Here is a 24,889-nt window from a genome sequence, read left to right as displayed (position 1 = left end):
CCGTCATCTGGTGCCTCCGCGGAGGAACAGGTAGTCGGGCAGGGCCCGCAGCGCGTCTCCACCGGCGACGGTACGCGCCGCGGCATCCAACCCGATCACGACGCCGGCGGCGCCATGAGCCAGACCCGGCGACGTGGCATCGAGATCCCGACTCGGAAATGTCACCCCACCCTCGACGCGCAGCGCGTGCCATTCGAGTCGACGGACATGCCTCACCATGGTCGACGTCAAGTCCGGTGAGCCGCGGCCCGATCGTGCCAGTTCGGCCAGGAAGACCATCATCCCCGCCCGACCGTCGCTGAGTCCCGCATGGACGACGAGTTCTGCGCTGCACGCCCGCTCGATGCCCGGAAGGACTGCCTCGAGTTCGTCGTCGGCCGCCATCTCGAGATAGGCCAGGATCGCTACGCCGAGACCCGCAGAACCCGCACCGAGGAAGGGCAGGGTCCGCGGCCCGTCCCGCACCTCGAGTCGACCATCGTCAGTCGATGCGCAGCGTCTCAGCGCCGCGACGAGCAGCTCTCGCGCCTTGACCAGGGGTGCGGCGTCCCCGATGAGACCCGCGTGCGCGACGTGGAAGATGGCGATTCCGGCCGCGCCGTCGAGCAGTCCGACGTGCCACTCGTCCGTCATCGAACACTGGCCGCCGAGCCGACGCGAGATCTCACGAATGGCCTCGCCCGTTCGCTCGGACGGGTTACGGGCGTGCTCGACGATAACGGCCACGCCCATCCCGGCGAGACCGTCTCGCAGCCCGAGGTCGACGGTCTCGTCGACCTCGTCCACGAGCTCGCCCACGAGGGCGTCTGCGCCAGGCAGGCGGAGGCGGGCGACCAACAAGGCCTTGCTCGCCAGCCCGCCGAGCATGCCTTTCGTCAGACACGGACGCCGTGCGTCCTGCAGCAGGGCCATCTGCTCGTCGGGCGAGAGCATCCCGGTAGCACTGAGAGCCTGGAGATGACCGATGCACCCCTCGTCGTTCGTCGGCGCGACCTGTGGACCGAACCTGGCCGGCACGCGGGAGCCGCCGCCCTCCGGGTTCGCGACAAGGGCTGAAAGTCCGGACCTCGCAGCCTGGAGGAGCCCGGGAGGCGTGGCCGTCGGGTTCTGCCCCACACACGAGTCCACCCGCGACTTCTCGATGGTCGAGGAGGCGACCTTCCACACGGACAGACGCCCGGCCAGCTCGGTACAAAGATCGCCATCGAGCAGAAAAGCCTCTCGAGCTGCCTCGATGTGCTCGTCGACGAGCTCCGGGTCGAGGCCGTGCAAGAACGACAGGGGCACGAACGCATTCAGCGTCATGGCCGCGAGGGAGTACTCGTCTCGGGCCGCCCCCCGGACCGTTGCCGGGGCGGCATAACCGTGAGCACCGATGAGGTCCGTTCGCGACACCTCGGTCGACACCGGGGCGGCCGACTCGAAGTCGACGATGACCGGACGGTCGCTACCGTCCACCATCACGTTCCCCGGATGGAGATCCCCGTGGACCATGCCCAGGTCGTGGAGTCGACGAACCGTCTCCGCGAGTTGCCCCATCACGGATAGGACGCGATCCCTGTAGGCCACTCGAGTCCGCTCGTCGGAATCGGGCGCAACCAACGGGTTACTGGAGTAGACGGCGCGGTTCAGCGTGTCACCCTCGATCGCATCGAGCTCGAGGAACGAGTGCCCTCCAGCCTCGAACGCTCTGACCTTGGTGACGATCCCTCGGACGCGCGAGAGGTCCTCGAGCACGGCGCCCTCGTGGACAAGTCGCTCGGGAGCCTGGCCCGACCCGACGGTGATGAGCGGTCGGGCCTCTTTCAGGACCACCGGCACACCGTCGGCACGCCGCCGAGCGCGGTAGATGCCACCCGCGGCCGTCACCGTGATGGCCGATTCGAAGGCATAGTCGGCCAGCGATCCCGGGTCGGCCTCCTTCAGCCGACGGCGCTGGTCGGCGAGGAACAGGGGGAGCTCGACCCATGCAGGAGGGTCGAAAGCCGTGCCTCGTACGTCGGGTTCGAATCGACCGTCAGGGCGCACGATCGCGGGAACGGGGAGCCCGTCTCTGCCTAGGGTGGTCCTGGCCTGGAAGCCGCCGTACCGCACGTGCACCGGACCGCCCCGCCACCGCAGGTCACCGAGGATCGCCGGAGCCTTGCGGTCACCGATCCGTTCGTGGAGCCCGCGGACCCACTCGTCGAGTTCGTGGACAGGAGGGTAGACGGTGATGAACTTCGCGGCAGCCGCGGCCGGTGCCTCTTTGGAGTTCCGCCAGGCGAGGTGCCTCCTGCTGGGGACGTACTTGAACGCAGTCGAACGCTCGTGACAGAAGCGCGCCACGTGATCGAGAACCGACTGACCGTCGTCGACCGTGGACGAGCAGTGGATCTTCCAGCCCTGTCGGGGCAGCCCGACACGGGCCGCGAGCATGACCCACTCGTCACCAGCGTCCACCTGCCACCTGGACCAGTCCACTTCAGGAAGGCGAAAGGCGCCAAGAGGCACTCGTCCGCCGAGCCGCAGACCGGCGTCGGCGGAAGACCGGGATCGTCGATGGCAGTCGTCGTCGCTTCGTCGCATGCGCCCAACCTACCGGCATTCTTCGTTGACATGTCAGATGTGTCCGGTTAGCTTTGCGTCAGGCATCAGCCTCGGCGTCGACGACGTCGCGATGAAGGGAGAACCATGAACATCTTCGATCTGCAGTCACTCAAGGTCGAGTCGGCAGGAGTCGAGGGCGACTTCGATCTGTTGAGGAGCTCCGTCAGCTTGTTCATCTGTTTCTGACGGCACCGCGAGATGCCCTCTCGTTCACGACGAACGGGAGGGCGTCTCGTTGTCCATCTGTCAGCGCAACCCGCCACGATGTGGACACGACGCCAGGCGAAAAGGTTGCGCTGTGTCCATCTCGTGGCGGCGTGAGGGCACGGCGGCGTGACGGCACGAGCGCGCCGCGGCACGAGGCCAGAGCGGCCCGGGCCAGGTGCGGAGGGGGCCGCGCGGCGGACTACTGGTCGGCGCGGGGCGCGGGGGCGCCGAGGGCGGCACGCAGGCGGGCCTCGGCGTCGTCGGGGGCCTTGGCCGCCTCGACGTTGGCCTCGGTCACGGCCTTGATGACCTCTTCGCGCTGGATCTTGACCCCACGCGGTGCGTCGATGCCGATGCGCACGCCGTCGCCACGGGAGTCGAGCACCGTGATGACGATGTCGTCGCCGATCACGATGCGTTCTCCGACCTTGCGTGTCAGCACCAGCATCGGGCCAGCTTACCGAGCGCGGGGCGCTCCGGTCGCGGCGACAGGCAGGAGGCGCGGGTCGGCGATCGCGGGACGGCATCGGCCACGAGGCACCACCGCGGGAGGACGACCATCGCAGGAGGCGCGGCTCAGCGGCCCGCGCCTCCTTCGCGCCAGCCCACCGGCACGCCGAGCAGGTGGACCGTGCCCGGGGTCGCCGTGTCGTCCTCGCCGACCACCGCGGCCGCGACCACGGGCGCGACCGCCCGGACGGCCTCGACCCAGCGGGCCGTGTCGTCGTGCTTGCGGCCGACGTCGACCGCGACCCAGACCTGGTCGGCGGCGATCGCCTCGAGGGCGGCGGGTGCGGCGGCGTCCCAGGCGAGGGCCGTCACGACGGCCGAGTTCTCGTGCACGCCGGTGGCGCGGGCCAGGATGCCGCTGCGGCGGTCCGACACGTCGACCGAGCGCAGCCCGAACGTCGAGGCCATCTGGGCGGCCACGCGGAAGGCGTCGCCGGGGCGGCCGACGACCACGACGAGGTCGCCTGCCCCGCGCGACACGTCGGGGGCGGGCGGCACACCCGGAGAGGCCACGGCACGGGCCTGCGCGGCGAGGGCGTCGGCGGCGGCCGCGAGCGACGCCGCCGTCCGACGGGGAACGGCGCCGTGCGGCGCGTCGGGGTCGGCGGCGTCACCGTCGGCGAAGGCGGTGGAGCCCGGGCCCGTCGCCGCGACACCGGCTCCGAGGCCGGCGGCGGCACCGGCGACGGGCGCGATGCCGTTGAAGGTGAGGTCGTCCATGATCGAGGCGAACGCGTCGGTGCGCGTCGAGACGTCGGCCGGGGTCGCGACCGGCACCGCGCCTCCTGCGCTCGACGGCGGGGCCGAGGCCCCGTTCGCACCCGCGGCGGCGGCAGCGGCGCGGGCGGCCCGACGCGGACTCACGGGCACGGCCGAACCGGTCAGCACGTCGTCGAAGCCGTCGCGCGCGGGCGTCGCCGCCGTCGCGGCGGCGTCCCCCGCGGCCAACGACGCGGACCACGCGGCCCGGGCTGCCGGAGTCCCCGCCTGCAACGCGTCCTCGGCCTCGTCCGCCGACGCGAGCAGCGCCGCGATGCCCGCGCGCTCGGCCGGCACCGGCGTCGTGATGCGCACCCGGGCGACGGGCAGGTCGATCGCGGGGTCGGGCACCTCGACCGTGACCTCGTAGTGCTTGCGGGCGAAGAAGCCGCCGACTCCCCCGACGGTCACCTTCTGGGCCGCGACGATGCGCGCCGAGGCCCCGTGGGTGGCCCGCACCTCGCGGCGCAGCGCGTCGAGCGTCTCGCCGGTCATGACGATCGTGGTCGGCATCTCAGGCCACGATCGAGTCGGTCGCGCGGACGACGCCGACGGTCTCGATGGTCGACCCGGCGGCGGTGGCCTCCTGGTACGACAGCACCGGCAGGCCGTTCTGCTGCGCCGACACGAGCCGGTGGATGGCCGGCCGCAACGCCGGGGCGCAGACCAGCACCGCGCTGAGCCCCTGGGCCTCGACCGACTGCACGGCCTCGCGCAGCGACCCGAGCACCTGCTCGACCCGGTGCCCGTCGAGCAGGATCTGCGTGCCCTGGTCGCTGGGTCGCAGCCCCTCGAGCATCGACTGCTCGAGGGTCGGGTCGATCATGATGACCCGCAGCACGCGGCCGTCGAGGTACTGCGCCGTGAGCGCGGGCCCCAAGGAGGCGCGGGCCGCTTCCACGAGTCCCTCCGGGTCGGTCGACACCTTCGCCCGCAGCGTCAGGCCCTCGCAGATCCGCGCGAGGTCGTTGATCGGGATGCGCTCCGACAGCAGGCCCTGGAGGACGCGCTGCAGCTCGGCGAGCGACAGCATGTTCGGCACGAGGTCGTCGACGGCCGGGGCGTTGACCTGCTTGACGCCCTCGGTCAGCACGCGGACGTCCTCGCGGGTGAGCAGTCGGGCGGCGTTGTCGGCGATGATCGACGACAGGTGCGTCACCAGGACCGAGACACGGTCGATCACCGTCGCACCCGTCATCTCGGCACTGTGGCGCATCTCGGCGGGCACCCACTTGCCGGCGAGGCCGAAGACCGGCTCGACCGTGGCCGTGCCGGGCAGGCCGTCGAGCGCGTCGCCGAGGGCGAGCACCGAACGGGCCGGGGCCTGGCCGCGACCCGCCTCGACGCCCGCGATGCGGATCGAGTAGGTGGCCGGCGGCAGGTCGACGCTGTCCCGGGTGCGGACGGGTGGCACGACGATGCCGAGGTCGACCGCGATCTTGCGACGCAGGGCCTTGACCCGTCCGAGCAGGTCGTCCGACGCTCCCCCGACCATGTCGACGAGGTCGGGCGCGAGCAGGATCTCGAGCGCGTGCACCCGCATCTGCTCGAGCAGGTCGTCGGTCGTGTCGGTGGGGGCGACGACCGCCGCCTGCTGCTCCGCGAGGGCCGCGCGCGCCTCCTCGGCCTTGGCGGCCACGCCGAGCCGGTAGGCGACGAGCAGCAGCGCCCCACCGATCAGCAGGAACGCGACGATCGGCATGCCGGGGATGAAGCCCATGCCGATGGCGGCGGTCCCGGCCACGGCGAGCGCGATGCGCGACTGCCCGAGCTGTGACGCGGCCTGCGCGCCCATCTCGGTGTCGGCGCCCGAGCGGGTGACGATCATGCCGGTCGAGACGGCCATCAGCAGGGCGGGGATCTGCGTGGTCAGGCCGTCGCCGATGGTCAGCAGGCCGTAGTGCGAGAGGGCGTCGCCGATGGCCATGCCGTTCTGCAGCGCGCCGATCGCGATGCCGCCCACCAGGTTGATGATGATGATGATGATGCCGGCGATCGCGTCACCCTTGACGAACTTCGACGCACCGTCCATGGCGCCGTAGAAGTCGGCCTCGGCGCTGACGTCGGCGCGACGCTGCTTGGCGACCTCGTCGGTGATGAGGCCCGCGTTGAGGTCGGCGTCGATGGCCATCTGCTTGCCGGGCATGGCGTCGAGGGTGAAGCGCGCGCCCACCTCGGCGACGCGCTCGGCACCCTTGGTCACGACCACGAACTGGATCACGACGAGGATCAGGAAGATCACCGAGCCGATGATGATCGAGCCGCTCACCGCCACGTGCCCGAACGCCGCGATGACGTCGCCGGCGAAGCCGTCGCCGAGCACGAGGCGCGTCGAGGCCACGTTGAGCCCGAGGCGGAACAGCGTCGCCACGAGCAGCAGTGACGGGAAGACCGAGAAGTCGAGCGGCTTCTTGACGAACAGCGTCGTCAGCAGGATCACCAGCGCCAACAGGATGTTGAGGATGATCAGCACGTCGAGCAGCGGCGCGGGCACCGGCACGACGAGCAGCAGCACGATGCCGACGATGCCGACCGGGACGGCGAGCTTGGGCAGGGTGGACTTCATCGGGTGCCTCCAGGGGTGGCGGGGCGGACGGAGCGGGAGAGCGCAGGAGGCGCGGTGCGGGACGGCGCGGAGGTCGCGCCGGCCGCGGTGCCGGCCGCGGAGGTCGCGGCGGCCACGGCGGTCGCGGTCTCGCGGGCGATGCGGAGGCGACGGGGCACGGCGTCGGCCTCGAGCGACTCGGGAGCCAGGACGCCGGCCACCTCGTCGGCCGTCGTGACGCGGGGCGGCGTGTGCGTGCCCTTCAGCGTGCCGCGGGCCTTGAGCGCCATGACGAAGGTGAGCACGCGGGCGACCGGCGTGTAGAGGTCGACGGGGATCTCGTCGCCCAGGCCGCAGGCGGCGTGGAGGGCTCGGGTCAGGGGGACGTCGACGACGAGCGGGACACCGTCGGCGGTGGCCTGCTCGCGGATGCGGGCGGCGACCGTGCCAGCGCCCTTCGCGACGACGCGCGGTGCCGACTTGCCGGGTTCGTACTTGACCGCCACGGCGTAGTCGGTCGGGTTCACCATGACGACGTCGGCGTCGGCGATGGCCCCGATCATGCGGTTGCGGCTCATCGCGAGCTGACGGGAACGCCGCTGCGACTTGACCTGGGGGTCGCCGTCGCTCGACTTGTTCTCGTCCTTGACCTCTTTCTTGGTCATGCGCGTCTTCTTGCGGTTGCGGCGCATGACGACGAAGACGTCGGCGAAGGCGAGCAGCAGGCCGGCCGCTATCGCGGCCTTGATCAGGATGCCGGTGCCGACCTTCGCCTCGGCGAGCACGGCCGAGACGCTGAGGCCGCCGCCGCTCATGAGCACGGGCATCAGGCCCTGGATGGCGAACCAGAGCACGAGGCCGACGACGGTCGTCTTGATCAGCGCCTTCGCGCCGTTCCACAGCGCCTGCGTGCCGAAGGTGTTCTTCAGGCCGTTGAGCAGGTTGAACTGCTCGTAGTTGCCGGTCATGCGCTTGATGTGCACGCCGCCCTGCACGATCGCGGTCGCGAGCACGGCCACGCCGACGACGGCCAGCATGGGTCCGATCGTGGCCCCCATCGAGCCCGCGCCCTGCATCAGCTCGGTGACCACGGTCGCCGAGTCGGGGTGCGTGATGGCCTGGCGGATCGAGAACATCTGGTCGACGCCCGCCGAGGAGGCGCGCTCGATGGTCGAGGGGATCATCACGGCGGCGGCGCCGACGCCCACCCAGGCGCTGAGGTCCTGCGAGCGGGACAGCTGGCCCTTCGAGTGGACCTCTTTCATCCGCTTCTCGGTCGCGGCCTCGGAGCGCTCGCCGGAGTCGTCCGCCATGTCAGCCCACCCCCAGCAGCATGTCGGCGGCGTCGCCGGTCAACGAGGCCACGACGCCGGGCAGCGCGAGGAAGACGCCGCCGGCCAGCATGACCGTCATGAGGATCTTGAGCGGGAAGCCCATCGCGTAGGCGTTGAGGGCCGGAGCGACGCGCGAGAGCAGTCCGAGGCCGACGTCGGCGAGGAACAGCACGACGCAGAGCGGCCCGGCGATCTGGATGGTCGAGAGGAAGAGCTGGCTGACGCCGGTCGTCAGCAGCTCGACCGGACGGGAGAGGTCCATGCCGAGGCCGAGTGGGACGGCGTCGAACGACCGCGTGAGACCACCGATGATCAGCTGGTAGCCCCCGGTCGCGAACATCAGCGCGAGTGCGGTCATCTGGAACAGCCGGGTGAACTGGGCGCCGTTGACCATCGACTGCGGGTCGAACGCCTGGGCGAGCGTGAAACCGCCGAAGAGGTCGATCAGGCTGCCGGCGGCCTGCACCGCGGCGAAGGCGACGAACACCAGGAACCCCAGCACGGCGCCGACGACGAGCTCGAGCACGAGCGCCATGACGAACGGGCCGGTCTCGAGCGAGACGTAGCCGGGGGTGACGCGCGGCGCGACGGCGAGCGCCAGCCCGATGCCGAGCATGGCCTTCACCCGTGCCGGGAACGCGCGGTACGAGAACGGAGGCGCGATCACGAGGAACGCGGTCATGCGCACGGCGGCGAGGAGGGTGGCCTCGAGCCAGCTGAGGTCGAACGACACGACGTGCCCCTACCCGCCGCTGAGCAGCTGGGGGATGCGGTCGAACACCATGGTCGTGAACGACACCATCTCGCTGATCATCCAGTGGCCGGTGACGATGAGCGCGATGCCCACGGCGACGGCCTTCGGCACGAACGAGAGGGTGACCTCCTGGATCTGGGTGATCGACTGCAGCAGCGAGATCGCGAAACCGACGACGAGCGAGGTGATCAGGACGGGCGCGGCGAGCTTGCCCGTGATGATGAGGGCTTGCATCGAGAGGTCGAGGACGGCGTTCGAATCCATCAGGCACCCACCTGGTAACTCTCGATGAGGCTCTTGATGATGAGACCCCAGCCGTCGACGAGGACGAACAGCAGGATCTTGAACGGCAGCGAGATCATCACCGGCGGCAGCATCATCATGCCCATCGACATCAGCGCGGCGCTGACGACGAGGTCGATGACGAGGAAGGGGATGAAGATGACGAAGCCGATGATGAACGCGGCGCGCAGCTCGCTGATCATGAACGACGGGATGAGCGTCAGCATGGGCACGTCGGCCTGGCTGTCGGGGTTCGGCTGGTTCGCCGAGCGGGTCATCAGCGCGAGGTCCTCTTCGCGGGTGTGGGCGAGCATGAACTCGCGCAGCGGCGCGATGCCGGCGTCGATCGCGCCCTGCAGGTCGAGGCGGCCGTCGAGGTAGGGCTGCACGGCGTCCGTGTTGATGTGGGTCAGGATCGGAGCCATGATGAACAGGCTCAGGAACAGGGCCAGCCCCGCGAGCACCTGGTTCGGCGGGATGGACGGCAGCGCGAGCGCGTTGCGCGTCATCGCGAGCACCACGAAGATCTTCGTGAACGACGTCATCATCAGCAGCAGCGCGGGGGCGACGCTCAACAGGGTGATGCCGATCAGGGTGACGACGGCCTGGCTGGGTGCCCCGTCGGGACCGTTGATGTCGATGTTCAGGCCGCCCGAGCCGGTGCCGTCGGACGTCGTCTGGTCGGTGTCGGTGAAGTCGGTCGGTGTCGTGCCCGTGGTGCCCTCGGTGCCGGTGCCGTCCGTGGCCGGGGCGGTGGGCGCGGTGGGGGCCGTCGGCGAGACGGGTGCCGCGTTGGCCTGCTGACCGATCAGCATCACGAGGGCGGACGCCACGACGAGCGCGAGCAGCGTGACGACGACCGCACGGGCGAACCGCGTGTCGGCGAAGCGCACGGGCACGGCCACCACCGAGCGGCCCAGGGGGGCTCCGTGCAGGCCGTCGCGCAGCGTCGGGCGGACGAGCCGGCGCAGAGCGGACGCGAAGGAGGGGCGGGTCGAGGACGCGGACGACCGGCGGCCGGTCATCCGGCTCGTCCGCTGCGCAGGGCCGCGGCCGCCTGACGCCAGGTGTCGGGCGCGAGGATCGAGCCCTCGATCGACTTGGCGGTGCGACCGCGACGACGCGCGTCGAGGTCTCGAGGACGCGCGACGGAGGCACGACGGGCGGCACCGCGGGGGCGCAACAACTCGGCGGGCGTCGCGTCCGCCGGGCGGGCGGGCAGCTCGTCGCGGGCCGCGGCGTTCTCGGCGGAGAGGACGGACGCGAAGGCGACGGGCGCGATCGACGTGACCCGCGCCTCCTGCGCCTCCGACCCGGCCTCGGCAGCCGTGGGCTCGGGGACCAGCGTCAGGGCACCGACGTCGACCGGGCGGTCGGCGGCGGCCAGGACGGTCACCGACGACTCGGTCACGCCGAGCACGAGGCGCTCGCCCTCGACGTCGACCACGACGACGCTCGCCTTCGCGCCGACGCCCTGGCGGGCGACGACCGAGACCTGCGACGTGGCACGGGTGCCCGCGCGACCGCCCTTCACCAGGCGCTTCTGCAGCACCCAGAGCAGGGCGAGGACGACGCCCAACGAGAGGACGACCCGCAGGCCGACGACGACGGTGTCCACGATCAGGCGATGCCGTCGGCGACGTCGAGGATCTTGGTGATGCGGACGGCGTAGTCCTGGTCGACGACGACGACCTCGCCGTGAGCGATCAGGCGGCCGTTGAGCAGCACGTCGGCGGGGGCACCGGCCGAGCGGTCGAGCTCGATGACGGCCCCGGGCTCGAGGCCCAGGACGTCACGGACCGACATGCGGGTGCGGCCGATCTCGACCGTCAGCGCCATCTCGACGTTGTTGATGCGACCGAGGTTGCCGGTCGACACCCCGCTCGAGGCCGGCACCACCGGCGACGATCCGCCGATCGTGCCGGTCTCGCGCAGGCGCAGGGCGAACCAGCCGGCGGGCTGGCCCGCGGCCGTCAGCTCGAAGACGACGGTCTCGGGATCGGCCAGCAAGGCGTCGGCCGACTCGCGGCGGCTCTCGCCGAGCACGCCCGTGCCGAGCACGCCCGTCGCGGCCTCGAGCGCGGGACGCAGGACGTCCGAGACCGAGACCATCGGGTTGTCGGTGCCCGCGGCGGCGGCGAGCTGGTCCATGTCGGCCAGCACGACCGCGGTGTCGGCAGAGACCGACCCGACGAACGACGTGACCACGACGGACGAGCCCGCGAGGCGGAGGCCGTGCGCGGAGGCCGGGTCGACGGCCACGGCACGCAGGGGCGTGGGCGTCGGCAGCTGGGCGACCAGCGCCTCGACCGCCGCGGTGTGCAGGGTGATGGTCGTGCCGGTCATGAGGTTCCTTCTTCGGTGCCGGTCAGGGAGGTGGAGACGACGATGCCGGCCAGACGGGAGCCGGCGGCCCCGACGGCGGCGCGGCCGACGGGCTGGCCGTCGACGCTGATCTCGAGCGGGCGGTGCTGCGGGTGGGGCAGCGGCAGCAGGTCGCCGACGGCCAGCCCGAGCACGACGCTCGGCAGCACCGCGGCGGGGGCGAAGGTCAGCGAGACGCCCACCGGGACCGAGGCCAGCTGGGCGCCGAGCAGGTCGCGGGCGTCGGCGGCGTCGATCGTCGGGTTGGACTCGCCGAGCTGCGACAGCAGGACGTCGGCCGGGATCGCGACCGTGCCGGGCGCGACGCGCTCGCCGACGCGGATCTCGAACGAGGCCACGATCATGAGGTCGGACTTCTGCGCGGCCTGGGCGAACTGCGAGTTGTACTGGAACCCGCCGACGCTGATCGGGTCGGCGAGCATGGTGCCGAACGAGTAGCGCAGGTCGTCGAGGGCGTCGTCCATCAGGCGGCGCACGAGGGCCTGCTCGATGGGCGTGAAGGTGCGTTCGGGCGAGCTCGCCGGCTTGGCGGCCCCGAGCATGTGGCTGACCCAGGTGAGCGCGGCCGACGACGGGAACTGGATGACGGCCTTCGCCGAGACGCCCTCGAGGGAGCAGAGCACCATCGCGGTGGTCGCCGGCAGCGACGAGGCGTACTCGTCGTAGGTGAGCATCTGGACCTGGTCGCAGGTGACCTGCGAGAGCACCCGGACCTTGGCGGTGAGCTGCGTGCCCCACTGCCGGGCGAAGGTGTCGAAGGCCAGTTCGAGGACGCGCGAGTGCTCGCGGGCGAGGGTCGTCGGACGGCGGAAGTCGTAGACCTCGACGGTCTTCTGCGGGCGCGTCGACGAGCCGACCGTCGCGGTCGGCGCGCTGCTGCCCGTCGGGGCGTCGAGGAGTGTCACGGACGGAGCTATCGGCCCGCCCCACCTGAGCGTTAGCCCAGGATCGGTCGTACCCCCCGGACTGGGTTGCCGTCGTCGAGCCCGGGGGCCGTGGTCGCGCTGCCGGGCCGGAGGGGCCCGGCGGAGGTCAGTGGCCCGACGACTCCTCCTTCTTCTCCGTCTTCTTCTCGGTCTTCGTCTCGGCCGCGGTGCCCGCCTTCGACGTGTCACCCGCCTCGGCCGTGGTCGAGGTGTCGGCCGCCTGCTGGACGGCGGGGTTGCGACCGTCGGTCACCGCGCCTCCTGCGGCCGCCGCCGCCTGCTCGAGCTGCGGCAGCAGCGCGCTCACCGAGTCGGACTGGTTCGACAGGACGACGATGTCGACCCGACGGTTCGACGCGAGGTCGGCGTCGGTCGTGCCGGTGCTGAGAGGACGCGACGAGCCGAAGCCGACCGACTGGATGTGGTCGGCGCCGACGCCGCCGCGTTCGACCAGGTCGCGCAGCACCTGGGTGGCACGGGCGGAGGAGAGCTCCCAGTTGGTCGCGAAGGGCGCGGTCGAGCTGCGCTGGTCGGCGTGGCCCTCGACCGAGACGTCGTGACCCGAGGTCTTCAGCACCGGCCCGATGGCGTTCATGACGTTGACGGCCGTGCCGCTGAGGTCGGCGCTGTTCGTGCCGAAGAAGGTCTCGGAGCCGATCAGGCGGACGGTGAGGCCCCGGGCGTCGACGGCGAACTGGACGTCGGCGCTGAGCCCCGAGCCCTCGAGGTTCGCCGCGATCGCGGCCTTGATGGCGGTGAGGTCGTCGAGCTCGCCCTGGGCCGCGACCGTGGCGGCGGCGGCCTGCTCGGCGGTCTGGGCCTCACCCGAGGCGGCCGCCTTGCTCAGGTCGGTCTCGTCGCCCGACGAGTAGCCCTTGCCCTCCTTCGTCACGTCGGCGGCGTTCACGACGGTGCCCGAGGCCGTGTCGACCTTGCCCACGTCGGTCTGGCCGAAGCCGGTCGCGAGCGAGTTGCGCAGGGCGATGTACTTGTCCTGGTCGACGTTCGACATGGCGAACAGCACGATGAACATGCACATCAGCACCGTGATCATGTCCATGTACGAGGCCATCCAGCGCTCGTCCGGGTGCTCGTCCTCGGCGTGCCCCTTCTTCTTGCGTCCACCACGTGCCCCGCTCATGCGGCCAGCCCCTGGTCGTCGCCACCGGTCTTCGCGCCGGCCTTGGCCTTGGCGCCCTTGCCACCCTTGCCGCCCTTGCCGTCGCCACCGTCGAGCGCGTGCGTCGGCACCATGGCCTTGAGGCGTTCGCCGAGGAGGCGCGGCTGGCTTCCCGCCTGGACCGCCAGCACCCCCTCCATCAGCAGCGTCATGCGCAGCTCGTCGAGGTCGGCGAGCTTCTTGAGGCGCGCACCGAGCGGCAGCCAGAGGAAGTTGGCGGTCAGCAGGCCCCACAGGGTCGCGACGAAGGCCGCGGCGATCATGTGGCCGAGCTCGTCGGGCTCGGCGAGGTTCTCGAGCACGTGGGTGAGGCTGACGACCGTGCCCACGATGCCGACCGTCGGGGCGTACCCGCCGAGGCTCATGAAGAACTTGCTGGCCGTGCGGTCGGCGGCGAGGCGGGACTCCATCTCGTCCTCGAGCAGGATGCGCAGCTCTTCGCCGTCGGTGCCGTCGGCGATGTTCTGCAACGCACCCTTCATGAAGGGGTCGTCGAGCTTCTCGGCCTCCTGCTCGAGCGAGAGCAGGCCCTCGCTGCGCGCCTTCTCGGCGAGCGACACGACACCGTCGATGACCGACTGCGGGGGGACGACCTTGCCCGTGAAGGCGCGGGTGATCTTCTTGAAGCTGAGGATCGCGTCCTTGATCGTCGTGCCGGCGATGCCGACGCCGATCGTGGCGCCGAAGACGAGGATGATCGGGGCCGGCAGCAGCAGCCCGGCGATGCTGACGCCCTCGAGCTGGATCATGCCGAAGAGGGCGCCCAGCGCGAGGACGATGCCGATGATCGTTGCGGGATCCACGGTCAGCGTCCCTGCGTGGTGTCGGCCGATGCGGCGGGCGCGGTCGGCACGGTCGGGGCGGTCGGGGTGTGCACCGCGGGAGCCTGCACGGCGGGACGGAACTCGGTGACGCGACCCGCGCCTCCTGCCCCCGACGAGCCACGGACGATGCCGAGCTGCGGGCCGGTCGAGGTGCGGTTGCCGAGGGCCTGGCTGGCCGGCGCGGTGGCGGACGGCTCGTCGTAGGCGAGCGAGACGATGCGGGCCCGGTAGCGGGCGATCATCTCGATGACCTCGGCCATCGGCTCGGTCACGACGTACTTGGCGCCGTCGACCATGATCAGGACCGTGTCGGGCGTCTCGTGGATGCGCTCGATGAGGTCAGGGTTGACAGCGAATCTGCTGTCGTTGAGTCGCGTGACGACGATCATCGGCCCGTCCTAGGTCTGTGTCTCCTGCCGCCATCCGTGGGGCAGGTGTCGCTGCTCGTCCTGAGCGGCTACGGGTGACTATCGGCCGGGGGTGGCGGGGCGTTAGGTGCGGGTCGTCGGCCGATCCGCCCGTCTCCGGGGGGCACAGGGGTCGTCCACAGGCAGGTCACGGCGGGCCGAACAGTCGCTATGGTGTGTGACATTGCTCATATCGACGAGGGGGATCTGCCGTGGCGCCGGACATGAACATCGATCTGGAGGCGCTGGCCGCGTTGGCCCGCGACCTCCAGACCCTGCACACCGACCTGTCGTCGGGCAGCGCCGGCGCCGCGGGTGACGGCATCGGCTCGCCTCGACTGCAGCAGGCCGTCACGGCGTTCGCCGACGACTGGGCGATCGCCCGGGGCCGCATGCTCGAATCGATCGCCGCGGTCGGCGCCATGTCCGAGGGCGCGGCGAAGACCTTCACGCAGGCCGAGGACGAGCTGGCTGCCGCGCTGGCTCCGACCGACACGGCGGGTGCGGCGTGAGCCGCCCGTGGGACTGGAGTCCGCTCGACCTGGCGTCCGACCCCGTGCCCGGTGACCCGGCCGACATCCGGTCATCGGCGACCTCGGCGCGTGCCACGGGCACCTCGATCGAGACCCAGTCGAGGCGGCTGCGTCGGTTGGCGAAGGCCGAGGGATGGGACTCCGAGTCGGGCCGCACCTTCACCACGTCGGCCGAACCGCTCGCCGACGCGATCGACAAGGCGAAGCAGCGCTACCTCGACCTCGCCACGGCGCTCGACACCTACGCGGACGGCCTCGAAGAGCTGCAGCGCCAGGCGGACGCCGCACGCCTCGACGCCGACGAGGCGAAGGAGGCGCGGCGCAAGGCCGACACGTTCGTCGTCCCCGGCGAGACGGACCCGTTCGAGATCGACCGGCAGGAGGCCGCCCGGACGCGGGCAGTCGACCTCGCCGACACCGACCTCGCGGATGCCAAGGCGGTCATCACCCGCCTGGTCGGCACCGGGGGCGACACGGACGGCGAGTACGGCGCCCTCAACGACCAGGCGATCGCCGCCATCCGACTGGCCGGCGACGACGAGCTGCGCGACACCTGGTGGGACGGGGTGAAACAGGCGGTGCACGACGCCCGCGGGGTGCTGGGGGCGATCAAGGACGTCCTGAACGCGCTCGGGCCGGTGCTGGCCGTCCTGAGCTTCGTACCGATAATCGGCCCCTTCGCTCTGGGCCTCGGAATCGCAGCCGCCGTGCTCCTCCTCGTCATCACCCTTGCTCAAGCCAGCGCGGGCGATGCAACCACCGCGGACGTCGGGGCCGAACTCCTCGGTGTCGGTCTCTCGATCGTCGGCTTGGGGGCCGCCAAGGGCGCGCTGGTGGCCACATCGGGGATGCGACGATCGATCATCGACTCGGTCAGTGCTCGCGCACTTGCCGGGGTTCCCGCCAAGGCCGCAAAACAGGCCCGGATCGTGGAGCGACAAGCCGTTGCAGAGCGACTCGACGCGGTGGCGAGGAACCCCCTTGTCACGAGCCTCGACAATCTTCTCCTGGGTGGGGCCGCCGAGATGTTCGCGATGCGTCGCCTGGCCGCGGGTGGGCCGAAGGCACGCGAACTCTTTGCTCCCGGCGTCGTTTCAGCCCTCACGAACGGTCTGCTGGGTGCAGGTCAAAACGTCAAGTCGCTGGTGTCGGCCGGGCAAGACGCAGCCGACATCGCGGCGGGCACCTACTGGACCGAGAAGACGAAAATCCATGTGGGGTCGCTGTGACGTCCCCGGGATATGCCTTCACGTTTCCGCACGGGTGGGGTCGCCTGAACCTCGCAATCGACCTCGTCACCGAGATCGAGCGATTCCTCGACGGGGTGACATCGCTGAGTCGCCAACGAGACGCGCGCAACACCGTTCTGGCCCGCCGGCGTGCCAAAAACACCCTTCTGGCAATTTGTTCGCAGGCAAGGCGGGACGGCGTCCTCGACCTCTTCGTCTTTTCGTCGGCCGCCGGGCCATCGATGGGCCCTATGTGCTTGTCCGTCTTGCCCGTGGTGACAAACGAAGCTCGCTCAGGCGTCTCGCTGAATGTCGAGGTCGCACGTTCCCTCGCCGGGCCAACGAGCCTGGTCAGCACCCTGAGCACCAGCCAGGGCGACGTCGCACGAGTCCTGGATCGATGGACGGAAAGCGCCGCGCAGTGGGCCAGGACGGCTGAACTCGCGCTTGCACGCCTGGGAATCGCCAGCACGCCAGACCTCTCATCCGAGCAACGCCAAGCGCTCGAGGAGCCCGTCGAAACGGCACGAGTTCATTACATCGTTGACGTTCCCAAGCGGCGCGACTGTGTTCTCCTCATGACCTTCATCGCGACGGGCGGAGTTTTTCTCTCGCCGCAACTCGCCCACGCCGATGACATCGTGCGCGCTTTCCGCTGGACAATGTCGGCCAGAACCCGACCTTCGTCGACCTCAGCTGAAAGTAAGGCCGGCTCGTGAGCCGGGCGATGTCGACGCCATTCGTCCTACGGCCACGATGGCGCCATTACGCACGAAACGCCGTCATCTCGGGCGGGTCGACGAGCCTCATCCCGTTCACCGTCCGGGACTCGGCGGCGGGCTGGGCTCTTGCCGCAGGCGTCCTGGTGTTCGTTCTCGGCGGCATCTGCCTCTACATGGTGACCACCCGCGTCGTCTTGCACGACGACGGGTTGAGCTACTCGCGCTTCTTCTCGACTCGACATGTCCCTAGGACTCGTCCGACGGCCGGAATCTTCGCCAATGTAGATGGTCCTCGACCCGTTCTTCGTCTCATCCTGGGACGGGGCAAGCAGCCCATCGTGCGGCTGACGGGTGCCTACTGGGCCACCCCTGACCTGGAACGGATCGCGCGCCACTTTCCGCTCAGGTACTCCAACGGCAATGGCCTGCTGAGCCCTGCAGAAGCAGACGCCCTCGCACCAGGCATGCTGTCGCCCCTACAACGACACCCTTGGGCGACCCTCGTCATCGCCGTTTCCCTGACCATGATCGCCGCGGTCCTTCTTGGCATCGTCATCTGGTCACTCGGGGCTCCCCCTGTCGTCGCGGCGGCGAGCGCATGAGACCCGACCGAGACCTGGGATTGACCATCCATCACTCGTCCCTCTGGCGACCACTCTTCGGCGTGGCGGGCCAGTGGCCTCCCGATGACTCGCATCCGCTTGCCGGACTGCGGACGACCTTGGAAGAACAAGGCGCGATAGCCGCATTTGTGACCCCCGGGCGTCCGGGCTCGGGCCCGGTCGCCTGGGCCGCCCTCTACGTCGTCGAAGACGACCATCCGATAAGAGAGGGCCTGCTGAGGGAGTCCCTCGTCGCGAGCTCGACATGCCTGGCGCCACCATCCATCGCAACCCTCGGAACGCAGCTCGGAAGCGCCCACCGAATACAGGCCATCCGCCTTCTGCCGCTTCAGGGGCTCTCGCGCCCCGCCGCCATGGGCCAGGTGACCTGGACGTGGCTGCAGGAGGGCACGTCGACCCGCGTCGTCTTGATCGCGGAAGCTCCCTTTCCCCACCCATTCTCCGAGGTCGTCCGCTTCATGGACGAGCTCGCGGAAGGTCTTTCGTGGCATCTCACGAACGACCCTCCGTCAGACACCACCCCAGAGGAAGAAGAACCATGACCAGCAGTCCCCTCACGTCCGCCGTCACCTACCGACCGACGTGGTCGCACTTCTGGGCGAAAGCCAAGGGCCGGCTCTTCCTCATACCCCTCGCGTTCGTGATGGGCTGGTACCGGCTCGGAGAATCGGTCGTTCCGTACTTCATCGTCCTGCTGGTGGTGATGGCGGCCGGCCTGTGGGTCTACCTCCGGACGACGAGCATCACCGTGTCCGAAACGGCGGTGGCCCGGCGTTGGTGGGGACGCACCACGACCGTCGAGTTCGACGGCTCACAGCGCGGCATCCTCTGCATGCTCAACTTCGGCGTGCAGAACCTCGGCTACCTCGCCGTCCGGGACGGCAAGGGCCGCCGACTCGTCCTCACCGAGGCCAACTGGCCCGGAGAACAACTGCTCGAGATCGCCCAGCACGCACGACTCACGATCATGCCCGCCGATCAGGTCTTCTCGGGCAAGAACGCCGCCGCCATCGTGCCCGGCGTCGTCCCACTGACGACCCGACGTCCGGTGCTCTGCGCCCTCGTGGCGCTCGCCGGCCTGATCGCCGTCATCGTGCCGATCGCCATGGTGACGGCCGGCGCAGCCTGATCGCTCCGGGAGGACGTCGCCGTGTGGACGGGACACCGCGGCATGCGGCGGCGCCACGTCCACTCGACGGTGCAGCAGCCTGAGCGGCAGGCGCGCGGCGCGTCACGTGCGCGAAACAGGGGGCTGGCAGGATGTGCCGGTGACCCACGAACCCCTCGACGAGTCGCGCCCCGGCACCACCCCCGCCGCCCGCGCCGACGACGTCACCCGCACCTCCTCCGCCACCCCGACCGCGAGCACGTCCCGCGCCGCGAGCGCCGAGCGGAACGCCGTCGACAGCGACGACGGGCCCGCCCCCGAGTCCTCCCCGGCCGGCCTGCCCGACGCCGCGACGCCCGATGCCGCCGCACCGGCCCGGCACGGCATCGACGACCCGGCCCTGACCGGCTCCATCGAGACCGTCGACGCGAACAAACACACCCTCGCCGAGAACGTCATGGGCGTCGTGACCGGCGTCTTCCTCGCCTCGTTCGGGCTGTTCCTGCTGAAGACCAGCGGCGCCGTCTCGGGTGGCACCGCCGGTCTCGCCCTTCTCACCAGCTACGCCACGGGCTGGACCTTCGGCGTGCTGTTCGTCCTCGTCAACGTGCCGTTCTTCGCGCTCGCCGTGTGGAAGAAGGGCTGGCCGTTCACCCTGCGCACGGTGTTGACCGTGGTCATGCTGTCCGCCTTCTCGTACCTGCACCCCCTGATGTTCGACATCGACGGCATCAACCCGATCTACGGCACCCTCGCCGGCAACCTGCTCGTCGGCGTCGGCCTGCTGATCCTCTTCCGGCACGGGGCGAGCCTCGGCGGGATCAACATCCTCGCCCTGGTGCTGCAAGAACGCGCCGGGCTGCGTGCCGGCTACGTCCAGATGGGCTTCGACGTGGTCATCGTGCTGACCTCGCTGACCGTCGTCTCGCCGTGGATCGTACTGCTCTCGGCCCTCGGCGCCGTCGTGCTGAACCTCGTCCTCGCGATGAACCACAAGGCCGGCCGGTATGTCGGCCACACGTGATCACAACTTTCTGCCAGACTTCCGTGCACGACCGGTCTGTTTGAGGCATTCTCGTCTCGAAGCGGTCGATCTCGTCTTGCACGTCCCCGGACGTCACACCACCTAGGAGTACTCATGTCCAACAACACCGCCATGCCCCAGTCCGCCGGTACCGCCGCGGGCTACAACGTCCTCGCGATCGTCGGGTTCATCCTGGCCTTCGTCTTCAGCCTCGCCGGCCTCATCGTCAGCCTGATCGCCCTGTCGCAGATCAAGAAGACCGGCGAGCGCGGCCACGGCCTCGCCCTGGCCGGCGTGATCCTCAGCGCCGTCTTCCTCGTCGTGGGCATCATCGTCAGCATCGCCGCGTTCAGCGCCGGCATGGCATCGGTCCAGACCTACTAGGTCGATCGACCCCGGCACACGAGCCGGGGAGCACAGGAGGCGCGGTGTCTGCAGAGCAGGCACCGCGCCTCCTCGGCGTCCGGGCGGGACTCAGCCGGCCTCGACGAGCGGCACCTCGGCCGACGACGCCTCGATGGCGCCGTCGTTCGCCGCGGCACGCTCGTACTTCAGGAACAGTTCGTCCTGCGGGTGCTTCAGCTCGAACGAGATCCAGCCCGCAGCGCTCTCGCCGTGGCCGACCCGCGACAGCACCTCGTACCCGGCCGACGCCATGTCGTCCTCGTACGTGTAGTTGGAATGGTCGGTGGCGACCCCACCCGAGGTCGTGAGCAGACCGAAGTCGTTCTGGCTGACCGACGCGTAGTAGGTGCTGCCGGCCGTGACGGCCAGCTTGACGAGGACGACCTCAGCCCCGTCGCGGACCGGTTCGGTGCCACCCTCGACCGAGAAGTTCCGCACCACGTCGGTGACCTCGACGGTGTGACCGAGGGGCGCGTCGCTGATGGTCTGCGGAGTCACGGCGTACTCGCGCGGGTCGGGCCGCGGCGTCTCGGTCGGCGTCGCCGGGAGGGTCTCACGGACCGCGGCCCCGACGGCGGGATCGACGCTCTCGCGCGAACCCCCGCCGGGGGCGCACGCCGCGAGCAAGGACAGGGACAACGCCCCGAGGGCGACCGCCGAGACGGTTCGGTGACGGACGGACGGGGAGAGGGGTCGTGGCATGGGCCGGCTTTCGATCGGAGGGCAGGAACGGCGATCGGGGCGCTTCCGGCGAACATATCAGTATCGGGATGGTCTCCGGCGAGGGATGTCCACCCCTGGGGACGAGCGCTCGGGTGCGCCCCTCAGCCCTCCGGGGGATCGCGGACGTCGGTGGGCGCCGTTAGCGTGTCGGCATGCGACGGTGTCTCGGCGAGGTGGACGGCACACGCGTCGTGCCTTCCTCTCCGGGGATACCCCGGGGCACGCAGATCGACCACGGCACCGCTCCGCAGGCCGGTGACCGCGCTTCGCGCGGCTCGCGGCCCGCACCGATTCACGAGTCGCCGAGGCACCGCCGCATCCACTCGCCCGCCTTCGCCGTGCCGACGCCCACGTCACGCCCGGCCCGCCGGGCTCGCGCGGCTCGCACGGCTCGCACGGGCACGACCGCGAGGTGCCCGACCGACGGTCGGACGCCCACCGGCCGGACGCCCATCGGTCGGGCGGGCACCGCGTGAGCGTCCGCTCCCCCGCCACCGCCGCGGTCGCACACGAGCCCGACCCGGGCCCCGACGCCGTGGCGACCGCGCTCGCCGACACCCTGCTCGGCGCGGAATGGTCGGTCCGCGGGCTCGCCGCGGCGGCCGGCGAGGCGATCGACGGCCCGTCCCGCTTCTGGCGGCCCCTGGCCCGAGGCCTCGTCCGCACCCTTCCGCGAGCACCGCACGACGACCCCCGCACCCTCGCGGCCCTCATCCGCCGCGACCCGGCCTTCACCGAGGCGGTGGCCGAGGCGGGCGCGCGCGGCCGTCCGCTGCGCATCGTCCACCACGTGCCCGTGACGCAGGAGGCGCGCTCGGCCGACCCGCGCCTCCTGCGTCTGGGCACCGTGGCCGACGTCGCCCGGCTGCTGCACCTGACCGTGGGCGAGCTCGACTGGTTCGCCGACCCCGGCCGGTGGCACCGCCGCGTCGAACGCGGCCCCCTGCAGCACCGCCGGTACGAGTGGCGGGCACGGCCCGGACGCACGCCGCGGCTGCTCGAGGTGCCCGGCTTCCGGCTGCGCGACCTGCACCGCGTCGTGCTCGACGAGGTGCTGGCCGGGGTGCCGCTGCACGACGCGGCACACGGCTTCGTGCCGGGGCGCAGCGCGGTCACCGGGGCCCGTCGCCACGTCGGCCGCGAGGTCGTCATCGCCCTCGACCTGACCTCGTTCTTCGCCCGGGTCACCGCCGGGCAGGTGTTCGGTGCCCTGCGCCGCGAGGGACTGCCCGATGCCGTCGCCCACGTGCTCACCGGGTTGTGCACGACCTCCGTGCCGCCGGGCGTGCTCTCGCGCATGCCCCCCGGGGGCAGCCCCGAACAGCGGTTCGCCCTGCGTCACGCGCTCGCCGCCGCGCATCTCGCCCAGGGCGCGCCGACCTCACCCTGCCTCGCGAACGTCGCCGTCCGCCGACTCGACTCGCGGCTCGACGGGTACGCCCGGGCCGCCGGCGCGACGTACACGCGCTACGCCGACGACCTCGCGTTCAGCGGCGACGCGGCGTTCGCGGCACGGGCCGACGCGTTCGTGCGGGGTGTCGGACGCATCGTCGGCGACGAGGGACACGAGCTCAACCCGACCAAGACCCGGGTGCGCGGGGCGGCCACGCGACAGGTCGTCACCGGCGTGGTGGTCAACCAGGGCACGAACACGGTGCGCTCCGAGTACGACCGGCTGCGGGCCGTGCTGCACAACGCGGCCACCACCGGGCTCGAGGCGCAGAACCGGGCCGGGCACCCGGACTTCGCGGCCCAGTTGTGGGGGCGCATCGGCTGGGTCGAGCAGCTCAACCCCGAGCGCGGGGCCCGGCTGCGCGCCGCGTTCGCGCGCGTCCCCCGGTGACCGGCACCGCGCCTCCTGGGGGCGGGGCGCCCGACGGCAGGGCCGACTGACGACAGGGCCCACTGACGACAGGGGCGCCCGACGACGGAACGGGCGGGTTCGTCGTGGGCGGGCGTCCGAAGACGCCCGCCGCCGACGAACCCGCCCGTCCGAGCGGTCGTGGCCGTGCCAGCGGCAGCAACAGCAGCCGCAGCAGCAGCAGCAGCCGACTAGCGCTTGAGGTTGGTGAGCTCCTGCAGCACCTCGTCCGAGGTGGTGATGATGCGGGCGTTGGCCTGGAAGCCGCGCTGGGCGACGATCAGGTTGGTGAACTCCTGCGAGAGGTCGACGTTCGACATCTCGAGCGAGCCGCTGGCCAGCGAGCCGACGCCGGGCGAACCGGGGGCGCCGACCGTCGCGGCACCCGAGTTGGCCGTCGCGCGGTAGCCCGAGTTGCCCTCCTTCTCGAGGCCGCCGGGGTTCGTGAAGGTCGCGAGCACGACGCGACCGAGGCCGACCGTCGATCCGTTGCTGAACTGGCCCATCAGCGTGCCGTCCTTCGACAGCGAGAAGCCCTGCAGCGTGCCGGCCGCGCGGCCGTTCTGCTCGGTGATGGACGTGGTGTTGAGCGCCGCGAAGCCGGTGATGCCCGACAGGTCGACGGTGACGCCGTTGAGCCGCAGCGACGCGGCACCGGTCTGCTTGCCGTCGGTGAAGGCCATGGAGGCGGTGGCGCCGCCGTTGCCGTCGGTCGCAGAGGCGTCCCAGCCGGTCGTCGTACGGGTGAAGGTGAGCGTCAGGGTGCGCTCGAGGCCGTTGGCGTCGAACACCTTGGTGTCGCGGACGATCTTGTCGCCGACCGCCGACTCGCTCGGCAGGTTGCCGCCGACCGTGGCGCTCGAGGTCGCCGTGGCCGGGGCCGCCGCGTTCAGGGGCAGCGTGATGTCGCCGAGCGCGCCTCCGTCGTTGATGACGCCGTTCGTCGCCGAGTAGCCCTGCACGATCTTGCCGTCGGACGACACGAGACGACCGTCGGCGTCGAAGTCGAACGCACCCGAGCGGGTGTAGACGGTGTCGTTGCCGAGACGGGTGACGAAGAAGCCGTCGCCCGAGATCATCAGGTCGGTGGCCTTGCCGGTGGCCTGCGCCGATCCCTGGGCGAAGTTCGTCGAGATGCCGGCGACCTGCACGCCGAGGCCGATCTGGGCGGGGTTCGTGCCGCCGATGCCGGTCTGCGGGCCGCCGGCGCCCTGCGTGATCTGCGACAGCGTGTCCTGGAACTGGGTGGTCGACGACTTGAAGCCGGCGGTGTTGACGTTGGCGATGTTGTTGCCGGTGACGTCGAGCATCGTCTGGTGCGAGCGGAGGCCCGAGATGCCGGAGTAGAGGGAGCGGAGCATGGGTGCTGCCTTTCAGCTGGGGAGAGATCTGGAGGCGCGTCCTGCGCGGGTGGTGCCGGTCGCGTCCTGCTCCCGGTGTGGTTCGAGGGGTGGTGCGGGTCGTGCGGGTGGTGCCGGTGGTGCTGCGGGGTGCGCGTCGGCGACGCGTGTCACGCCTTCGTGGTGGCGATGCCCGAGATGAGATCCAACGCGACCTCCTTCCCGCCGACCGAGACCTTGGGGACGGCCTCGGCGAACGACACGCTCGTCGCGGTGCCCTTGACCTCGACCCCGTCCGGGCCCGTGTAGCTGACCTCGCGGCCGACCAGGTTCGACGCGGCGATGCGCATCTGCAGCGAGAAGTTCTCGTTGGCCGTCGTCGTCTGGGCGGTGACCTGCTCCATCATCGCCAGCTGGGTGGTCTGCGACATCATGGCGTTGGTGTCCATCGGGGTCGACGGGTCCTGGTTCTTCAGCTGCGTGACGAGCAGCTTCATGAACATCTCGCTGTCCATCGTGTTCGCCGTCGCCCGGCTCGAGCCGCTCTTCGCGGCGTTGGCGGCGGCGATCTGGGTCGCGACGTCGACGGTTCCCGATATCTGGTCGATCGAGGGCATGG

At 70.8% G+C, this 24,889-nt stretch carries 26 protein-coding genes; 8 read left to right on the top strand and 18 right to left on the bottom strand.

Annotation, left to right across the window (positions count from 1 at the left end; translation table 11 throughout):
- Positions 1 to 3: 3 nt before the first annotated feature.
- The 14 genes from lanKC to IFT88_RS17560 form a co-directional block, all read right to left on the bottom strand.
- Positions 4 to 2,568, bottom strand: a complete 2,565-nt coding sequence (gene lanKC, locus IFT88_RS02525; protein WP_274604721.1) for a class III lanthionine synthetase LanKC — start codon at positions 2,566 to 2,568, stop codon at positions 4 to 6.
- Positions 2,569 to 2,995: 427 nt separating this feature from the next.
- Positions 2,996 to 3,244 (bottom strand): carbon storage regulator CsrA, encoded by a 249-nt coding sequence (gene csrA / locus IFT88_RS02520; protein ID WP_043596512.1) that lies wholly within the window; start codon positions 3,242 to 3,244, stop codon positions 2,996 to 2,998.
- 128 nt (positions 3,245 to 3,372) lie between these two features.
- Complete coding sequence (locus tag IFT88_RS02515; RefSeq protein ID WP_192118725.1) at positions 3,373 to 4,578, bottom strand: hypothetical protein; 1,206 nt, start codon at positions 4,576 to 4,578, stop codon at positions 3,373 to 3,375.
- Between the two features lies 1 nt (position 4,579).
- The gene (locus IFT88_RS02510; protein WP_056228499.1) at positions 4,580 to 6,631 is read right to left on the bottom strand and encodes a flagellar biosynthesis protein FlhA; all 2,052 of its coding nucleotides are present in this window, start codon (positions 6,629 to 6,631) and stop codon (positions 4,580 to 4,582) included.
- Positions 6,628 to 7,923: an EscU/YscU/HrcU family type III secretion system export apparatus switch protein gene (locus tag IFT88_RS02505; RefSeq protein WP_192118724.1), complete on the bottom strand. Its 1,296-nt coding sequence runs from the start codon at positions 7,921 to 7,923 to the stop codon at positions 6,628 to 6,630. Before IFT88_RS02505 ends, IFT88_RS02510 begins: the two co-directional genes overlap by 4 nt.
- A 1-nt stretch (position 7,924) precedes the next feature.
- Positions 7,925 to 8,677 carry a flagellar biosynthetic protein FliR gene (locus tag IFT88_RS02500; RefSeq protein WP_255349758.1) on the bottom strand — a complete coding sequence of 251 codons (753 nt, stop codon included), beginning with the start codon at positions 8,675 to 8,677 and terminating at the stop codon, positions 7,925 to 7,927.
- A 9-nt stretch (positions 8,678 to 8,686) separates the two neighbouring features.
- The gene (fliQ, locus tag IFT88_RS02495) at positions 8,687 to 8,962 is read right to left on the bottom strand and encodes a flagellar biosynthesis protein FliQ (RefSeq protein WP_043596053.1); all 276 of its coding nucleotides are present in this window, start codon (positions 8,960 to 8,962) and stop codon (positions 8,687 to 8,689) included.
- Entirely contained in the window at positions 8,962 to 10,005 is a 1,044-nt protein-coding gene (fliP, locus tag IFT88_RS02490; protein WP_342212053.1) for a flagellar type III secretion system pore protein FliP, read from the bottom strand. The genes fliQ and fliP overlap by 1 nt, the downstream gene beginning before the upstream one ends.
- Positions 10,002 to 10,598, bottom strand: coding sequence for a flagellar biosynthetic protein FliO (locus tag IFT88_RS02485; protein ID WP_192118722.1), 597 nt, complete (start codon positions 10,596 to 10,598; stop codon positions 10,002 to 10,004). Before IFT88_RS02485 ends, fliP begins: the two co-directional genes overlap by 4 nt.
- Positions 10,599 to 10,600: 2 nt before the next feature.
- A complete protein-coding gene (fliN, locus tag IFT88_RS02480) occupies positions 10,601 to 11,326 on the bottom strand; it encodes a flagellar motor switch protein FliN (RefSeq protein ID WP_043596054.1) in 726 nt (241 codons plus the stop codon).
- A complete protein-coding gene (locus tag IFT88_RS17565; RefSeq protein WP_056228493.1) occupies positions 11,323 to 12,270 on the bottom strand; it encodes a flagellar motor switch protein FliM in 948 nt (315 codons plus the stop codon). Before IFT88_RS17565 ends, fliN begins: the two co-directional genes overlap by 4 nt.
- A gap of 127 nt (positions 12,271 to 12,397) precedes the next feature.
- On the bottom strand, positions 12,398 to 13,432 hold the full coding sequence (locus IFT88_RS02470; RefSeq protein ID WP_199858862.1) for a flagellar motor protein MotB: 1,035 nt from the start codon (positions 13,430 to 13,432) through the stop codon (positions 12,398 to 12,400).
- Positions 13,429 to 14,274, bottom strand: a complete 846-nt coding sequence (locus IFT88_RS02465; RefSeq protein ID WP_192118720.1) for a MotA/TolQ/ExbB proton channel family protein — start codon at positions 14,272 to 14,274, stop codon at positions 13,429 to 13,431. The genes IFT88_RS02470 and IFT88_RS02465 overlap by 4 nt, the downstream gene beginning before the upstream one ends.
- A gap of 2 nt (positions 14,275 to 14,276) precedes the next feature.
- The gene (locus tag IFT88_RS17560; RefSeq protein ID WP_137847500.1) at positions 14,277 to 14,684 is read right to left on the bottom strand and encodes a flagellar FlbD family protein; all 408 of its coding nucleotides are present in this window, start codon (positions 14,682 to 14,684) and stop codon (positions 14,277 to 14,279) included.
- 242 nt (positions 14,685 to 14,926) lie between these two features.
- Here IFT88_RS17560 and IFT88_RS02455 point away from each other — a divergent pair, with 242 nt between their 5' ends.
- From IFT88_RS02455 to IFT88_RS02425, 7 genes are all read left to right on the top strand, one after another.
- The gene (locus IFT88_RS02455) at positions 14,927 to 15,214 is read left to right on the top strand and encodes a hypothetical protein (protein ID WP_192118718.1); all 288 of its coding nucleotides are present in this window, start codon (positions 14,927 to 14,929) and stop codon (positions 15,212 to 15,214) included.
- Positions 15,211 to 16,464 (top strand): hypothetical protein, encoded by a 1,254-nt coding sequence (locus tag IFT88_RS02450; protein WP_192118716.1) that lies wholly within the window; start codon positions 15,211 to 15,213, stop codon positions 16,462 to 16,464. The genes IFT88_RS02455 and IFT88_RS02450 overlap by 4 nt, the downstream gene beginning before the upstream one ends.
- Positions 16,461 to 17,183, top strand: a complete 723-nt coding sequence (locus tag IFT88_RS02445; protein ID WP_192118714.1) for a hypothetical protein — start codon at positions 16,461 to 16,463, stop codon at positions 17,181 to 17,183. The genes IFT88_RS02450 and IFT88_RS02445 overlap by 4 nt, the downstream gene beginning before the upstream one ends.
- Positions 17,180 to 17,788, top strand: coding sequence for a hypothetical protein (locus tag IFT88_RS02440; RefSeq protein WP_192118712.1), 609 nt, complete (start codon positions 17,180 to 17,182; stop codon positions 17,786 to 17,788). The genes IFT88_RS02445 and IFT88_RS02440 overlap by 4 nt, the downstream gene beginning before the upstream one ends.
- A 559-nt stretch (positions 17,789 to 18,347) precedes the next feature.
- The gene (locus IFT88_RS02435) at positions 18,348 to 18,938 is read left to right on the top strand and encodes a hypothetical protein (RefSeq protein WP_192118710.1); all 591 of its coding nucleotides are present in this window, start codon (positions 18,348 to 18,350) and stop codon (positions 18,936 to 18,938) included.
- Positions 18,939 to 19,302: 364 nt separating this feature from the next.
- Positions 19,303 to 19,941: a YitT family protein gene (locus IFT88_RS02430; RefSeq protein WP_043596074.1), complete on the top strand. Its 639-nt coding sequence runs from the start codon at positions 19,303 to 19,305 to the stop codon at positions 19,939 to 19,941.
- Positions 19,942 to 20,055: 114 nt separating this feature from the next.
- The gene (locus IFT88_RS02425) at positions 20,056 to 20,325 is read left to right on the top strand and encodes a DUF4190 domain-containing protein (protein ID WP_043596065.1); all 270 of its coding nucleotides are present in this window, start codon (positions 20,056 to 20,058) and stop codon (positions 20,323 to 20,325) included.
- Between the two features lie 90 nt (positions 20,326 to 20,415).
- On the opposite strand, the gene IFT88_RS02420 is transcribed toward IFT88_RS02425, so the two are convergent.
- Entirely contained in the window at positions 20,416 to 21,048 is a 633-nt protein-coding gene (locus IFT88_RS02420; protein ID WP_043596066.1) for a DUF4352 domain-containing protein, read from the bottom strand.
- Between the two features lie 313 nt (positions 21,049 to 21,361).
- Complete coding sequence (locus IFT88_RS02415) at positions 21,362 to 21,538, bottom strand: hypothetical protein (RefSeq protein WP_156155593.1); 177 nt, start codon at positions 21,536 to 21,538, stop codon at positions 21,362 to 21,364.
- A gap of 3 nt (positions 21,539 to 21,541) precedes the next feature.
- On the opposite strand from IFT88_RS02415, the gene IFT88_RS17555 reads away from it, so the two are divergent.
- Positions 21,542 to 22,912 carry a reverse transcriptase domain-containing protein gene (locus IFT88_RS17555; protein WP_199858861.1) on the top strand — a complete coding sequence of 457 codons (1,371 nt, stop codon included), beginning with the start codon at positions 21,542 to 21,544 and terminating at the stop codon, positions 22,910 to 22,912.
- A gap of 209 nt (positions 22,913 to 23,121) precedes the next feature.
- Here the strand turns inward: IFT88_RS17555 and IFT88_RS02405 are convergent, their stop codons facing one another.
- Positions 23,122 to 24,291 carry a flagellar hook protein FlgE gene (locus IFT88_RS02405; RefSeq protein ID WP_043597522.1) on the bottom strand — a complete coding sequence of 390 codons (1,170 nt, stop codon included), beginning with the start codon at positions 24,289 to 24,291 and terminating at the stop codon, positions 23,122 to 23,124.
- Between the two features lie 149 nt (positions 24,292 to 24,440).
- Entirely contained in the window at positions 24,441 to 24,887 is a 447-nt protein-coding gene (locus IFT88_RS02400; RefSeq protein WP_052505459.1) for a flagellar hook assembly protein FlgD, read from the bottom strand.
- Positions 24,888 to 24,889 lie beyond the last annotated feature (2 nt).

Origin of the sequence: Frigoribacterium sp. CFBP 8751, from assembly GCF_014841545.1 — a bacterium.
Lineage (GTDB): Bacteria > Actinomycetota > Actinomycetes > Actinomycetales > Microbacteriaceae > Frigoribacterium.
Note: the sequence above shows the minus strand (reverse complement) of the source record. Positions and strands in the feature narration are given on the sequence as shown.

Coding starts and splice junctions, on each gene's coding strand:
- IFT88_RS02400 (WP_052505459.1), bottom strand. CDS start 24,887: ATGCCCTCGATCGACCAGATATCGGGAACCGTCGACGTCGCGACCCAG.
- IFT88_RS02505 (WP_192118724.1), bottom strand. CDS start 7,923: ATGGCGGACGACTCCGGCGAGCGCTCCGAGGCCGCGACCGAGAAGCGG.
- fliN (WP_043596054.1), bottom strand. CDS start 11,326: ATGACCGGCACGACCATCACCCTGCACACCGCGGCGGTCGAGGCGCTG.
- IFT88_RS17560 (WP_137847500.1), bottom strand. CDS start 14,684: ATGATCGTCGTCACGCGACTCAACGACAGCAGATTCGCTGTCAACCCT.
- lanKC (WP_274604721.1), bottom strand. CDS start 2,568: ATGCGACGAAGCGACGACGACTGCCATCGACGATCCCGGTCTTCCGCC.
- IFT88_RS02510 (WP_056228499.1), bottom strand. CDS start 6,631: ATGAAGTCCACCCTGCCCAAGCTCGCCGTCCCGGTCGGCATCGTCGGC.
- fliP (WP_342212053.1), bottom strand. CDS start 10,005: ATGACCGGCCGCCGGTCGTCCGCGTCCTCGACCCGCCCCTCCTTCGCG.
- IFT88_RS02470 (WP_199858862.1), bottom strand. CDS start 13,432: ATGAGCGGGGCACGTGGTGGACGCAAGAAGAAGGGGCACGCCGAGGAC.
- IFT88_RS02425 (WP_043596065.1), top strand. CDS start 20,056: ATGTCCAACAACACCGCCATGCCCCAGTCCGCCGGTACCGCCGCGGGC.
- fliQ (WP_043596053.1), bottom strand. CDS start 8,962: ATGGATTCGAACGCCGTCCTCGACCTCTCGATGCAAGCCCTCATCATC.
- IFT88_RS02405 (WP_043597522.1), bottom strand. CDS start 24,291: ATGCTCCGCTCCCTCTACTCCGGCATCTCGGGCCTCCGCTCGCACCAG.
- IFT88_RS02515 (WP_192118725.1), bottom strand. CDS start 4,578: ATGCCGACCACGATCGTCATGACCGGCGAGACGCTCGACGCGCTGCGC.
- IFT88_RS02435 (WP_192118710.1), top strand. CDS start 18,348: ATGACCAGCAGTCCCCTCACGTCCGCCGTCACCTACCGACCGACGTGG.
- csrA (WP_043596512.1), bottom strand. CDS start 3,244: ATGCTGGTGCTGACACGCAAGGTCGGAGAACGCATCGTGATCGGCGAC.
- IFT88_RS02420 (WP_043596066.1), bottom strand. CDS start 21,048: ATGCCACGACCCCTCTCCCCGTCCGTCCGTCACCGAACCGTCTCGGCG.
- IFT88_RS02455 (WP_192118718.1), top strand. CDS start 14,927: ATGAACATCGATCTGGAGGCGCTGGCCGCGTTGGCCCGCGACCTCCAG.